Annotated in this window: 11 protein-coding genes; 4 read left to right on the top strand and 7 right to left on the bottom strand. The window is 64.0% G+C overall.

What is annotated here, in order from left to right:
* Nucleotides 1-177 precede the first annotated feature (177 nt).
* Entirely contained in the window at nucleotides 178-1,359 is a 1,182-nt protein-coding gene (gene lysA, locus MTAI_RS11315; protein ID WP_027886429.1) for a diaminopimelate decarboxylase, read from the bottom strand.
* On the opposite strand from lysA, the gene MTAI_RS11310 reads away from it, so the two are divergent.
* Both MTAI_RS11310 and MTAI_RS11305 read left to right on the top strand, forming a co-directional pair.
* Nucleotides 1,352-2,059 carry a gamma-glutamyl-gamma-aminobutyrate hydrolase family protein gene (locus MTAI_RS11310; protein ID WP_027886428.1) on the top strand — a complete coding sequence of 236 codons (708 nt, stop codon included), beginning with the start codon at nucleotides 1,352-1,354 and terminating at the stop codon, nucleotides 2,057-2,059. The genes lysA and MTAI_RS11310 overlap by 8 nt on opposite strands.
* 196 nt (nucleotides 2,060-2,255) lie before the next feature.
* A complete protein-coding gene (locus MTAI_RS11305; RefSeq protein WP_223299661.1) occupies nucleotides 2,256-4,901 on the top strand; it encodes a coiled-coil domain-containing protein in 2,646 nt (881 codons plus the stop codon).
* A 10-nt stretch (nucleotides 4,902-4,911) separates the two neighbouring features.
* Here the strand turns inward: MTAI_RS11305 and MTAI_RS11300 are convergent, their stop codons facing one another.
* The 6 genes from MTAI_RS11300 to MTAI_RS11275 all read right to left on the bottom strand — a co-directional run bounded on the left by MTAI_RS11300 (nucleotide 4,912) and on the right by MTAI_RS11275 (nucleotide 11,648).
* Nucleotides 4,912-6,810: an ABC transporter ATP-binding protein gene (locus tag MTAI_RS11300; RefSeq protein ID WP_027886426.1), complete on the bottom strand. Its 1,899-nt coding sequence runs from the start codon at nucleotides 6,808-6,810 to the stop codon at nucleotides 4,912-4,914.
* A gap of 141 nt (nucleotides 6,811-6,951) precedes the next feature.
* Nucleotides 6,952-8,688, bottom strand: coding sequence for an ABC transporter ATP-binding protein (locus MTAI_RS11295; RefSeq protein ID WP_027886425.1), 1,737 nt, complete (start codon nucleotides 8,686-8,688; stop codon nucleotides 6,952-6,954).
* A gap of 126 nt (nucleotides 8,689-8,814) precedes the next feature.
* Nucleotides 8,815-9,654, bottom strand: a complete 840-nt coding sequence (locus MTAI_RS11290) for a hypothetical protein (RefSeq protein ID WP_027886424.1) — start codon at nucleotides 9,652-9,654, stop codon at nucleotides 8,815-8,817.
* Nucleotides 9,655-9,678: 24 nt separating this feature from the next.
* Nucleotides 9,679-9,891, bottom strand: coding sequence for a hypothetical protein (locus tag MTAI_RS11285; protein WP_027886423.1), 213 nt, complete (start codon nucleotides 9,889-9,891; stop codon nucleotides 9,679-9,681).
* A gap of 44 nt (nucleotides 9,892-9,935) precedes the next feature.
* Nucleotides 9,936-10,970: a M20/M25/M40 family metallo-hydrolase gene (locus tag MTAI_RS11280; RefSeq protein ID WP_027886422.1), complete on the bottom strand. Its 1,035-nt coding sequence runs from the start codon at nucleotides 10,968-10,970 to the stop codon at nucleotides 9,936-9,938.
* Nucleotides 10,971-10,997: 27 nt separating this feature from the next.
* A complete protein-coding gene (locus MTAI_RS11275; protein ID WP_024049954.1) occupies nucleotides 10,998-11,648 on the bottom strand; it encodes a response regulator in 651 nt (216 codons plus the stop codon).
* Nucleotides 11,649-11,689: 41 nt separating this feature from the next.
* Between MTAI_RS11275 and MTAI_RS11270 the strand changes: the two genes are divergently transcribed.
* Together MTAI_RS11270 and MTAI_RS11265 are read left to right on the top strand one after the other, a co-directional pair.
* Entirely contained in the window at nucleotides 11,690-12,019 is a 330-nt protein-coding gene (locus tag MTAI_RS11270; RefSeq protein ID WP_187388552.1) for a DMT family transporter, read from the top strand.
* 65 nt (nucleotides 12,020-12,084) lie between these two features.
* A complete protein-coding gene (locus MTAI_RS11265; RefSeq protein WP_027886420.1) occupies nucleotides 12,085-13,287 on the top strand; it encodes an MgtC/SapB family protein in 1,203 nt (400 codons plus the stop codon).
* The last annotated feature ends 57 nt before the right edge of the window (nucleotides 13,288-13,344 follow it).

The raw sequence follows: 13,344 nt of genomic DNA, 5'->3' as shown, positions 1-13,344 counted from the left end.
TCGCCACCATTCGGTGACGAACTAACCGAATCTGGTATGAATCCTAGAGCACACCCCTCGCTACGCTCGGCGAAGAAAGCGTATCCCGTTGGTCGGGTTGGTTTGGCCCCGAAAGGGGCCAAACTCACCGAATCCGCTATAAAAGGCCTCCCAGCGCCGGGCCTCCTGCTTGACCGGCTACAGTTCGTCTTCCAGCAAGGCTTCCCAGCTTTGCCGCCGGCGGATTACCTCCCAGTCCTGGCCTGTCCACAGCAGCTCGAGGGGGCGGGGGGTGTCGAGGTAGTTGCTGCTCATGCTACCGGCGTAGGCTCCAGCTTGCAAAACGGCCAGCAGGTCGCCCTCCTTGGGTTCGGGCAGGGTGAGGTCGCGGGCCAGCACATCGCCCGACTCGCAGGCGGGGCCGGCCAGGTCGTAGGTGGCTTGTCGGGGGTTGTGGTACAGCGGCTCCACCGGGTGTACTGCGCCATAGAGCATGGGCCGGATCAGCTGGCTCATTCCGGCGTCTATCAACAGGTAATTGCGCCGGGTGCGCTTGATGCCCCAGCAGCGCGTGACCAGCACCCCGGCCTCTGCAACCAGGTAGCGGCCCGGCTCGAGCCACAGCTCCGCGCCGTGTCGGTGGGCCAGGGCAGTCGCCTGTGCTCCCAACGCATCCAGGTCGAGGCCCAGCCCAAAGCCCCCGCCCAGGTTCATGACCTGGAAGGGGCCGTGGGTGCGGTACAGCTCGTCCATCACCCTGTAGCCCGCCTGGTAGTCTTCGGGGTGCTCCAGGGCTGAGCCCAGGTGGATGTGCAGGCCCAGCACCTCGAGGCGGCTCCGGCGGGCCCGTTCCAGGGCCGGCCCCACTTCCTCGGGCAGGATGCCAAACTTGCTATGGCCGCGCCCGGTGGCCAGGTGGTCGTGGGTGACGATGGGCAGGTCGGGGTTGACCCGTAAGAGGACGCGGGCCCTGGGCAGCACCCTTGAGGCCCGCTCGAGGTCGGCCAGCGAGTCGAGGCCCAGAATCGGAAGGCCCATGCGGTTCAGCTCTTCCAGCATGGCCGGGGTTTTAACCGGCCCGTTCAACAAGACCTCGTTGCGGCGGAAGCCGGCCTTGTAGGCCCGCAACACCTCACCCAGGCTGACCGCCTCCACAAAGACCCCCCGTTCCAGGAAGCGCTTGAGCAGGCCCAGGCGAGGGTTGGCTTTGATGGCGTAGAACAGCTCGGCCTGCGGAAAGGCTTTTTGCAGGCGCTCGAGGCGCTTTAGGATGGTGGGCCAGTCGTAGGCGTAAAAAGGTGTCTCAAACTGAGAGGCGGCTTGCAGCAGGGCCTCTTTAAACTCGGGCCGCAGGGCGGTGTAGGATTGGGGCATGCTCATTGGCGTAACCTCTCAGTCGCGCAACACAGAAGGTCTTTTTCGCACCAGAATCTGGGGCCTGCTCGAGCCCTATGTGCGGGCTCTGGAAAGCCAGGGTGCCAGCATTGTAATCCTACCGCCCCAGGCGGGCGACAAGCTGCCCGCTTTGCTGCACCAGCTAGACGGCGTGCTGCTGCCAGGGGGTGTGGATGTGGATCCGGCCCAGTTTGGCGAAGAACCCATCCCCGAGCTGGGGGAAGTGAGCCTCGAGCGCGACACCCTCGAGCTCTTTGTGGCTCGTTATACGGCCCAACACGGCATTCCTACCCTGGGGATCTGCCGCGGTATCCAGGTCATGAACGTGGCCCTGGGCGGTAGCCTGTACCAGGATCTGCCTGCGCAAGGCTTCCGCACCGTGCAGCACAGCCAGAAGGCCGAACCCCCGGTGCTGGGGCATGGCCTTGAGCAGACCGGGCAAAGCCCTCTCAGCAAGCTGTTTGCGCCGCGCTTCCGGGTCAACTCCTACCACCACCAGGCCATTAAAGACCTGGCGCCCGGCCTGCGGGCGGTGGCGGCTGCGCCCGATGGCATTGTGGAGGCGGTGGTGCTCGAAGACCATCCGTTCTACCTGGGGGTACAGTGGCACCCCGAGCTGCTGCCTGAGCAATGGGGTATTTTCCACCTGCTGATCGAGGCTGCTGCCGGCCAGCGGGTTCGCTGAGCAAGAGGCGGTGGCCCCGAACATCCACTAGGGAAAGGCCTGCGGTGGCTGCTTCAGAATGTTAACGGGATGCTTGGACTTGATGTAAATCCGCTGTACAGACTGGCCGGGTGTTGGTTTGAACCATCTGGCAGCGCGATTCACGATACACTGGGCGAAGAACGGGTATCGTATGGTTTTGACGGGAGGTCAAGGCTTGTCGCTGTATCAGACTCTCAGTAAGTCCCTCGAGCCGGTGCTGGGGGATCGTGCCCGGGTGGTGCTGGAAGAGGGCCTTCGTCGGCTGGGCACCAGCCCGGATAAGCTCGACGCATCCGAGGCCGAGACCATTCTCAAGCGCCTGGTGTACCGCGAACTTCAGGCCAAAATGAGCCCCAGCGCAGCCCGCAGTCATATCGAGGAGCTGCTCAAAACCCTGGGGCTTGGTGGAGAGAAAAGCACCAAGTCCGCTACCGGTGGGTTGTCGGCGCATGCCCAGGGGGTGCTGGCGGATCTCGAGGCCGGCCTAAAGCGCTTCAGCCTGTACCTGGACTGGCCCGAGGTTGGGCGCCTGCGTGGTCTGGTCAACGCGATTAAGCAGGATCCCGAGGCTGCTGCGGCGCGCACTTTGTTGCGTGAGGGGCAGGAGGTGCTGGCCCAGCTCGAGGAGAAGCTCCAGGCGGCTTTGCTGCGCCAGACCCGGGATATTGCCGAGCTGGAGATGAGCTTATCTCGAGTGCAGAGCGTGGGTGGGGCCAAGGTGCGCCGCCTGGAAAACCTGATCCGGATTATCCAGGAGGCCCACGCCCAGGAAACCCTGGCCGCCGCTGAGGTGGAGCGAGCCCGGGCCCTGGCGGCTGATATGCGCAAGCTGGTCGAGTCCTCGGTGGTGCAGAATCCCACCGGTGAGGCTGCCATTACCCTGGATACCATCGAGGAAATCGTGCCGACCGAGCCACAGGTGGTGCTCAAAGACCCCACCATCGAAGCGCCGGTGGTGTTGGAGGAGGCCAGCGACGGCTTCGACGACGAAGCCCTGGTGATCGACCTCGACTTTGAGGCCCTGACCTCTGAGCAGCTGTCGCGCATCCGCGAGATCGATGTGGCCGAGGACGCCCGCCGGCTGGAGTCACTCAAAGAGCGCTATGTGGCTGTGCTGAACCAGGCCAGTGTGGCTGGTGAGCTGGCCGAACTGGAGGCCGAGCTATCGGCCGGCAATCCCCTAGGGGAGCGTCTGGATGCTTTTGCCGAGCTGCTCAAGACCGCACACCAGGAGGCCTTAACCGAGGCCCGGGTGCGCTATGAGTGGCTGGCCGACCGCCTGGGCCGCCTCGAGCTGCCCTCGGAGCGAACCGCCCCCCTGCAGGCGCGCTTGATGGTGGCCCTGGAAACCTTGCAGGCCGGTGGGATTCCCCATGAGCTGGCCGAGCTGGAGCGCAACCTGGAGAGCCTCGAGGCCGAAGAGAAGGCCAACCGCGAAAACAAGGCCCGCCAGGCCCGCCTCGAGGCCGCGCTGGCCACTTTGCGCAGCGAGGCCGAACATGCCCTGTCGCCCTTCCGTGGGCGGCCCCAGGTGGAGTCTTTCCTGACGGCCCTGGCTGCCCCGGATATCTCCGAGGCGGCCTTGAGCACCCTGCGCCAGGAGCTTTCCGACCTGCTCTCCCAGCTGGCCCGGGAGCGCGAGGAGGAAAGCCTCAAGCGCATGGGCCTGCGGGCCAGCGTGCAGGCTTTGCCAAGCCTCGAGCCCCTCGAGGCTGATAAAAAGCGCCTGTTGCAGCAGCTCGAGCAGGGATTGGGCACGCTGGCCGAGCTTGAGGCGGCGGTGCAGGCCCTGGTGGAGCGCGCCCGGGGGGTGGTGCTGGGCCGGCTGGAGGCCCTCGAGGCCCGCATCCAGCACCTCGAGCGCGTCCTCAAGGAATCCCTGATCGAACTCAAGAAACCCCTGCAGGCCAACCGTGAGGCCCTGGCCCAGGGCCGTATTGCCGACCCCAGCCCGTTGGAGCGAGCGCTGGACGATCTGGTAGCGGCTCGGCGGGCTTCCATCGCCGAGGAACTCTCGCGCTACGAAGCGGTGGCCCGCAGCATGAAGGGGCTGGGGGGTGAGGAGCTCGAGGCTAAAGTGGCCCAGGCCCGAACCTACCTCCAGGCCGGTGAACTACCCGACCTGAGCGAGATTCACGCGCTCCTGGGCCGTCTGCGTCGCGCCCAGGAGACGCTGCGGGCCGACCTGGGCGCGCGTATAGGGGCTTTGCTCGAGGCCTATGGTGTGCACAAAGGGGTGGGGGGTGAAACCGCCCTGCGCCTCAAGCCATTGTGCGACTTCCTGCAATCGGCGGCTGAGCGCCTGCCCCGCCTGGGGGCCAGCGGTTTGCTCGAGGTGCGGCGGGCTTTGGAGGAAGCCGAGCGCCTCGAGGCGCAGCTAGCCCAGGAGTACGAGGCAGCCCAGAGCGTCTTGCAAGAACTAAAAGGGGCCGACCTCGAGTCCTTGCTGGACGTTTTCCAGGCGCCCAGCCCACCACCTACACCCTCATCCCAGCCCGCCACCCTCCCCGAGCCTGAGGTGCTGAGGCAGTTTCGCATACGGGGTGTGGAGGCGGTGGCCCTGGTTGAAGGGGGGCAGGTGGTGGCGGGCGGGCTACCTTTTGCCTCCAAGAGTGCTCAGGTGGTTTTCGACGACCTGATCAACCTGGCCAACGAACTCTCGGGACAGCCGGCCCGCCTCTCGGTTATATCACTCCCCCAGTGGGTGCTGGTGCTGGTGCCCTTGAAGCAAAAAGGCCTGGTGGTCTTGGCAGAAAAAGCCCTCCTATCGCGCTTGCTGGCCCTTGTCGAGCGCCAGCGTGAAGCGCTGGAGGCGCTGTAGCCCTGCCCAATCAGGCCCCGCCGCCATGCACGTACTGCAGCTCGTAGAGCCTGGCATAGTAGCCGCCCTTTTTCAGTAGCTCGTCGTGGCTGCCCTCTTCCAGCAGCCTGCCCTTGCGGAAGACCAGAATCCGATCCACATGGCGGATGGTCGAGAGCCGGTGGGCGATCACAATCGAGGTGCGGCCCTGCATAACCCGCTCGAGCGCGGCCTGAATTTTCTGCTCGGTCTCGGAGTCCACGTTGGCGGTGGCCTCGTCCAGAATCAGCAGGATGTCGGGGTTGTGCAGGATGGCCCGGGCCAGGGCCAAAAGCTGCTTCTGCCCCGTGGAAAGCCCCCCGCCGCGCTCGTGCAGAACGGTCTCGTAACCCTGCGGCAGCCGCTTTATAAACTCGTCGGCCCCCACAAAGGCACACACCTCCTCGATGCGCTCTAAGGTAATGCTTTCGTCGCCCAGCCGCAGGTTCGAGGCAATGGTGCCGCTGAACAGAAAAGGCTCTTGCAGCACGATGCCAATGGCCCGGCGCAGGTCGCGCTGCCGGTACTCCCGCACGTCCAGGCCATCGATCTTGACCGCACCCTGCTGCACGTCGTAGAAACGGGCGATCAGGCTAATCACGCTGGTCTTGCCCGCGCCGGTGGCCCCCACCAGGGCCACCTTCTCGCCGGGCCGCACCCGGAAGCTCACCCCCCGCAGCACCCAGTCCCACTCGCCCTCTTCAGGGGTGGTGGGCTCGATCACCTCGAGGCCGGCTGCTTCAACCTCCTTTCCTTCATCCCCAGGCTCCGTTCCCTGGGGTTTGGCCTCGCCCCGCCGGCCATAGGCAAACCAGACGTCCTCGAAGTCAATCTGGCCTCTAAAGCGCTCGACCGGTATCGCCCCCGGCTTGTCGGCCACCTCTTCTTTGGTGTCCAGCAGGCCAAAAATGCGCTCCGCCGAGGCCATGGCGGCCTGGAAGATGTTGAACTTCTCGGAAAGATCCTGCAGGGGCTGGAAGAGCTGGCGCACGTAATCGGTGAAAGCCACCAGCAAGCCCAGGGTAATGGCCTGCTGTATGACCTGCCCGCCCCCGTACCACAGCAACAGGGCCACCGTGACCTCACCCATGAGGCCCACCAAAGGGAAGAACAGGGCAAACCACTTGATGATCTCCACCCAGGCCCCGCGCAGATCGCTGGAGAGCAGGTTGAACTGCGCTTCGTTCTTGGGCTCCCGGTTGAAAAGCTGGGTGGTCTGGACGCCGGCCAGGTTTTCTTGCAGTGAAGCATTAACCCTCGACAGCCGCAGCCGCATGGCCCGGTAGGCCTCGCGCATCCCACCTCGGATCCAGGTGGTCACGGCCAGGAAGATGGGCATGATGGCGAAGGCTACCAGGGCCAGGCGCCAGTCCAGCACCAGCATGAAGGTCATCAGGCCGATGATCAGGGCGAAGTCGGCGATCAGCCCCACCAGCCCGCCGGTGATGAACTGGTTGATGGCGTCCACATCGGAGGTGATGCGGGTCATCAGACGGCCCACGGGGTTGCGGTCGAAGTAGCCCAGATGCATGCGCTGGAGCTTGGCGAAGATCTCCGAGCGCAGGTCGAAGAGGATGTGCTGCCCCACCCAGCTAATCAGGTAGGTTTGCGCGTAGTTGGCGATAAAGTCCACCACCCGCACCGCCAGAAAAACCGCGCAGACCAGCAACAGGGTCTCGTAGCGCTGGGCCAGGGGGAGCACCTCGCGCGGCACGATGGCGTTGTCAATGGCGTACTTGAGGAAAAGCGGGGTGGAGGCGGCGGTGAGGGTGCTCACCACCAGCGCCAGCAGGGCCAGCCCCACCTGCTTCCAGTAGGGACGCACATACTTCAGGATGCGCCGGGCCAGCTTGGCATCAAAACTCTTTTTAAAGGCTTCTTCTTCGTGCATAAGGCTCCGCTGATAGCTGATAACAGATGGTCAATCGCCGCTTTACCAAGTGCTCTACCGCTAATTTGCCCTCATCCTGGGGCCCCTACGGGAAGTGCGAGTGCGCTGTTTGCTCCGCTAAGATAGGGGGCTGAAGCTTTCCTAGTCCACCTCCGCTTGCAGGCGCTGGATGCGGTCGAGTTCGGCGTAGATGCCGCCTGCGGCCAGCAGCATCTCGTGGGTGCCTTCCTCCACGATTCTGCCGTGATCCAGCACCACAATCCAGTCGGCGTACTGCAAGGTGGAGGTGCGGTGGCCGATCAGGAGGGTGGTTTGCTGGCCCAGCACGCTTTTGAGCCCGGAGAGGATGCGCGACTCGGTCTCGGTGTCCACCGCGCTCATGGCGTCGTCGAGGATTAGAATTTTCGGCCTGCGGGCCAGGGCCCGGGCCAGGGCCACCCGCTGGCGCTGCCCGCCCGAAAGGGTGACGCCGCGCTCGCCCAGCGAGGTCTGGTAGCCCTTGGGAAAAGCCATGATGTCGTCGTGTACCCCGGCCAGCTGGGCGGCCCAGACGGCCCGCTCGAGGTCCACCGCTGGCAGCCCGAAGCAGATGTTCTCGGCCAGGGTGTCGGAAAAGAGGAAAGGCTCCTGCGGCACCATCCCGATTGAAGCCCGCAGGGTGGTGAGCGGCAGCTCCTTTACGTCGTAGCCCCCCACCAAGACGCGGCCCGAGGTGGGATCCAGGATGCGCGGAACCAGGCTTACCAGCAGGCTCTTGCCGCTGCCGGTGCGCCCGGTGATGCCCAGGGTGGTGCCCTCGGGGATGGTCAGGGTGATGCCGTCCAGCACCTTGCGCCCCCCCAGCTCGAGGCTGACCCCCTCGAACTTGATCTCTCCCGCCAGCTCCGAACCGACGGCCACCCCGTTCTCTTTTGATGGGGGAGCGGGCTCGGGGGAGGGGGGGGTAGAAGCAATCCGGGCCGGTTCATGCCAGAACTCCTCCAGACGCTTGTAGCTCGTCGAGCCCCGCTGGAAGATGGTGAGGGTATAACCCAGGCCGATAATGGGCCAGCCCAGCATCATCAGGTAGGCGTTGAACTGCACGAACTGCCCGGCGGTCATCTCACCCCGGATAACCATGCCGCCACCCATCCACAGCACGATGAGCGCGGCAAAGCCCATCATCAGGCCCATCAGGGCCCGCACCGGCCCGTCCACGCGGGTCAGGGCCAGGCTTTTGGCGATGTAGTCCTTGTTGAGGGCCTGGAAGGCTGCAAGCTCGCGGTCTTCCAGGGCAAACCCCTTCACCACCCGGATGCCGGAGAAGTTCTCCTGGGCGCGGGTGGAGATCCGGTCGAAGGACTCCTGGCTTTCGCGGTAGCGCCGGTCAATCAGGCGCAGCACGTAGTACATCACGAAAAAAATGATGGGGAAGACCAGGGAGAGGGCCAGGGCCAGCGGCACGCTCACCAGGTACATGGCCACAATGGCGAAGACCACAAACATCAGCAGGCGGCTGCCCATGTTGATACCGCCGCCCAGCATCTCGCGCACCGCGCCTAAGTCGGTGGTGAACTTGTTCATCAGGTCGCCGATGCGGTTTTTGCTGTAAAAATAGTGGTCCAGCGAGAGGGCCTTTTTGAACAGATCCATGCGCAGGTCGTGCTCGATGTAGCGGCTGGCCACCACCAAGAGCTGCCGGTTGGCCCAGGAGAAGAAGGCCGAGGCCACCGCCGCGCCCAGAATGGCCCAGACCCAGACCAGATAGGCCTCCCCGGCCCGGATGGCATCGATGGCGTGGCGCAAGAAGTAGGGCGAGAGCGAGGCCACCCCCACCGAGGCAATGCCGGCCAGCATGCCCCACAGGTACTGGGGGCCGTAGCGGCGCAGGTAGGGCATCAGGGCGAAGAGCGGGCCGAAAACTGACCGGTCAGTTCTGGGGGATGTCTTAGAATGATCGGATGAGGGCATCTTTACCACTTTATTCCTCCCCAATAACCTGACTGTAGTTTATTCGACCAAGCATCAGAGCCGAAGGCGCTGGGCCAGTTCGGCGGCCACCTGGGGCCAGGGGGCCTCGAGGCCCACCACCCGCCAGGGCTTGGGGGGTTCGGATTTCTTCAGCAGTTTGCGCAGGGGGCTGGGCAGGGGCAGGTACTCAGGGTCGTGCACGTAGAGCAGTCCCTTGATCTTGCCCAGCCTCGAGAGGTAGCGGTGCATACCGGCGGCCTCGAGGTCGGTGGGCAGCTCGAGGCCCAGCTCGAGGTGGGCCCCCTCCTGGCGCAGCTCCGCGGGGGCTTTGTCGGCCAGGAAGAGGCTCAGCCCCTGCTCAGCCAGCGCAGCCCGCAGGGCGTCCAGCCACTCGGGGTCGTCCAGCAGCATGGGCTGGGCTACCAGTCCAATCAGGTGGGCTCCGGACTGTTTGGGAGGGGTAAAGGTGAAGCCTAGCTGGTGTTTGGTACGTTCCAGGGCCCGCCGGGCCAGCATGGGGTTCTGGGTCAGGAGCTGCCCAATTGTGGCGGCCAGACCCGCCACCTCCGGCGAACGCTCGGCAGGAACCACCAGGGCGGGGGGCAGTCCCGGTACCAGCCTTTCCAGGGTGGCCTGCAAATCGACCAGCCAGGGTGAAGGGCTGCCCTTGTGGGCTTCAACGCCAAGCTGCACGTCCGGTAGCAACAGATAGTCGACCCCTTGAGTCTTGAGGTTGAAAACCTGACCCAGCACCCGACGGATGGGTGCGGGAACCGGTAAATTGACCGAGGCCTCCTCAGGCTGGACAACCTCAACCTCCAATGCTTGCAAGTAAGATCCCCAGAAGGGCAGGTAGCGACTGGACAGCCAGCTATTCAAAACACCCACACGCACCCGACTATCCTATCGCACTCTTGGCTATTGCGGGTTGTTTTCTCCGGGTGCGCCCCGCGCGGCTTCCTTAATGGCATGGGCCTGTGGCGAAAACCCCGTGGTTTGCGCCAGGAAATGGATCAGTGCCTCGAGGCTCTCAAACTGGTAAAGCAGCCCGCAGACCTCGTCCTTGAGCACCACCCAGACACCTCCCTGGTCTTGCCAGAGCTGCAGCAGGAAAGATCGGTTGTTGGACATAACCCCTCAGGCTGGAGGGTAGCAGGATCAACGTTACGAGGCCGTTATATCTGGAGGAGCTGCCGCACAAAGCTGCGCAGCGCGCGTGCTCCCAAGCGCAGGGAGTCGGGCTCCACCCATTCTTCGGGGGTGTGGGCCCCGCCCCCCTGGTAGACGCTCAGGGTGATGGCCGGGAGGCCTACCTCCACCCCAGCCGAGGCATCGGTAGAGCCGGCGGTGAACTGGGCCTCGAGGCCGATCTCCATCAGGGCCTGACGGGCGGCCTCCAGCATGGGGCGGGTGGCGGTCATGCCTGCTGGCCGCTCGCCGAGTACCTCAATCTCCATCCGTAGATTGAACTTACGGGCCGCTTCCATCAGAATTTCGCGCACCTGGGCCACCATCTGAGCCAGTTCTGTTGCGTCCAGGGCCCGCAGGTCAAGCTCAAAGCCCACTTCCTGGGGAATGGCGTTGATGGCCTCACCCCCCCACAGCCGCCCCACATTCAGGCTGGTGTGGTTGGTGCGCTCGAGGGCGTACATCTGAGCCAGGGCCTGCCCCAGGGCCGGCACCGGGGATGGAGCCCCCCGGTCGCCCCAGGCGTGGCCGCCGGGGCCAATAAAGCGGGCCCGCAGCCGGTGGGAGCCCGCCGAGCGGCTTACGATACCGGGTAAATACCCATCCACCGCCACCACCTGCTGCGGCTGTAGATGCCTAACCAGGCGCCGGGCCCCCCGCAGGTTACCCAAGCCTTCCTCGCCCACGCTAAAGGCCACCGTACAGCCCAAGGCCACCAGCTCAGCGGCCAGGGCCAGCAAGACCGCTACCCCCGACGAGTTATCGCCCACGGCCGGGCCGTACCAGCGGTGCTGTTCCCGCCGCAAGGGGGCGGGGGGCAGTACGGTGTCGATGTGGGCTATGAGCAAGATGGGGCCCTGGCCGGCCCAGACATTGCCCAGTTCGTCGGTCTGGGGAGGCAGCCCCTGGGCTTGCAGCTGCTGAGCAACCCAGGCTGCCCGGGCAGCATCGCCGCTAATTTCGGCGATTTCTGCCAGCAGCAGGACGGGATCGCGGGTGGTTTCGGTGGCAAAATCACTCATGCAAACCAGATCATACCGGCCCTGGGCCTACTCGTCGCTTTTTTCTGCCAACCCCTCGCGCAGGGCGTAGAGGGCGGCCTGGGTGCGGTTGTTGAGGTGAAGTTTCTGAAAGATGTCCGACAGGCGGTTGCGCACGGTTTTTTCCGAGAGCGATAGCTCGGCGGCGATCTCGAGGTTGGTGTAGCCCTGGGCCACCAGGCGCAAAATCTGCACCTCGCGCTCGGAAAGCTCGGCGTGGGCCTTGGGGGTGGTTTCTTGCTTGGCCTTGAAGTCTTGGATGATCTGCTCGGCCATCTCGGCATCCAGCAAGACCTCGCCCTGATACACCCGCCGGATGGCTTCCAGCAGTTCCTTGGCGTCGGCGTCCTTGAGCATGTAGCCCCGTGCCCCGGCCTTTACCGCCTCGAAGACGTAGCCGTCCTGGCGGTACATGGTGAGCATAATCACCTTGGCCTGGGGCCATTCCTTGAGGATTTCCTGGGTGGCCTGCACGCCATCGAGGTTGGGCATCTGGATGTCCATCAGGATGATGTCGGGGTGGGCCTCGAGGGCGTGGCGTAGGGCCTCGCGCCCGTCCTTAGCCTCGCCCATGACCTTAAAGTCGGGCTCAGCTTCCAGCAGGCTTTTGAGCCCCTGGCGAAAAAGGGCGTGATCATCGGCAAGCAAGATGCGAATCATTACCAGGTATTGTACACGGCGGCGCGGTGTAGTCTGGAAGAATGAACGGATGGCTTTTACTCATGGTTGCGATTGTCTCTGAGGTGATTGGTTCCACCGCACTCAAGGCCTCCCAGGGGTTTAGCAAACTGCTGCCTTCGCTGGTGGTGGTGCTGGGCTATGGCCTGGCCTTTTATTTTCTGAGCCTCTCCCTCAAAACCATTCCGCTCAATATCGCCTACGCCATCTGGTCGGGGCTGGACACTGCTCTGATTGCGCTGCTGGGCTGGTGGGTGCTTAAGGAGCCTATGAACGGCGCTATTGCCCTGGGCATCCTTCTTATCATCGCAGGGGTGGTGGTGCTGAATCTGGCCTCGAGGCTACACCACTGAGATAACCCTACCCCTGATCTACCTTGCTGAAGGATTGCGCTGGGCAAAAGTAGTAGCGTAAAGAGATGCAGGAGTCTTTATGGCATTTGCTGGCCGCCACCCTGATCGGCTTTGCGGTGGGCCTCGAGCGTGAGCGCGCCAAAGTCGAACGGCAGGGTTCGACCATTGGAGGGGTGCGTACCTTCACCCTGCTGGGGCTGCTGGGTGGGGTGGGGGCCCTGGGGCCAGCCCCATGGCTTTCGGCGGCAGGGCTGCTGGGGGTGGCTGGCCTGGCGGTATACACACTGAAAAATAGCCGCGATGCTACCAGCCAGGTGGCCGCCCTGGTGGTGTATGTGCTGGGTGTGCTGTGCGGCCTGGGGATCGTGCTGCCCGCGCTGTTTGCCGGGGCTTTGCTGTTGGGCTTTCTGGCCTTCCACGACGAGCTGCACGCCTTCGCGGGTGGAATAGAGCGGAGCGAGGTGGAAGCGGTGGTGTTGCTGGCCCTGCTGCTGGGGGTGGTCTATCCCTTGCTGCCCGATGTCAACTATGGCCCCTATGGGGTCTGGAACCCCCGCGAAATCTGGCAGGTGGTTTTGCTGGTGGCTGGGGTCAACTTTGTGGGCTATCTGGCCTTGCGGTTGTCGGGCTCCAAAGGCTTGTGGGTAGCGGCCATTTTGGGGGGGCTGGTTTCGTCCACCGCCGTCACCCTCTCGATGGTGACCCAAAGCCGGGCCAACCCCAGTAAAAACCTGCTCTGGGCTGGTGGGGTGGTGCTGGCTTCCCAGATGATGTTGGGACGCTTGCTGGTCTGGAGCGCCACAGCCCCGGCCCTTTTACAGCTGCTTTGGTTCCCGGTGCTCGTGTGGCTGCTGTGGGGGGTGCTGGTCACGGCCTGGCTGGCCCGGCATGATTCCGGTATCTCCGAAAGTGTACCGGTACAGAATCCCTTGCAGCTCCAAAGCGCGCTGATCTTTGCCGGTGTGTATGCCCTGGTCAAACTGCTGGCGAGGGCGGGCCTCGAGGTTTTTGGCAGTGCCGGGGTGTTTGTGGTGAGCGCTTTTTCAGGGGTGGCTGATGTAGACGCTATCACGCTCTCCCTGGCCCGGCTGGCCGCCAACCAGCAGCTCATGGTATCGGTGGCTTCCGTTGCTATTCTGGTTGCTGCGCTTAGTAACACCGTGTTCAAAGCCGCCCTGGCGTTTGGGGCTAAGGGGCTGGGGGCATACGTGGCCCTTGGCCTGATACCGGGGGGCGTGCTGGCCTTGCTTGTTTTGCTGGTGTTTTGACCTAGGTTATACCGGATTCAAAAAGATAATCTTCCAAAGCAAAGACCTCCAGAGGCT

Source organism: Meiothermus taiwanensis WR-220 (genome assembly GCF_003568585.1).
GTDB lineage: Bacteria > Deinococcota > Deinococci > Deinococcales > Thermaceae > Meiothermus > Meiothermus taiwanensis.
Note: the sequence above shows the minus strand (reverse complement) of the source record. Positions and strands in the feature narration are given on the sequence as shown.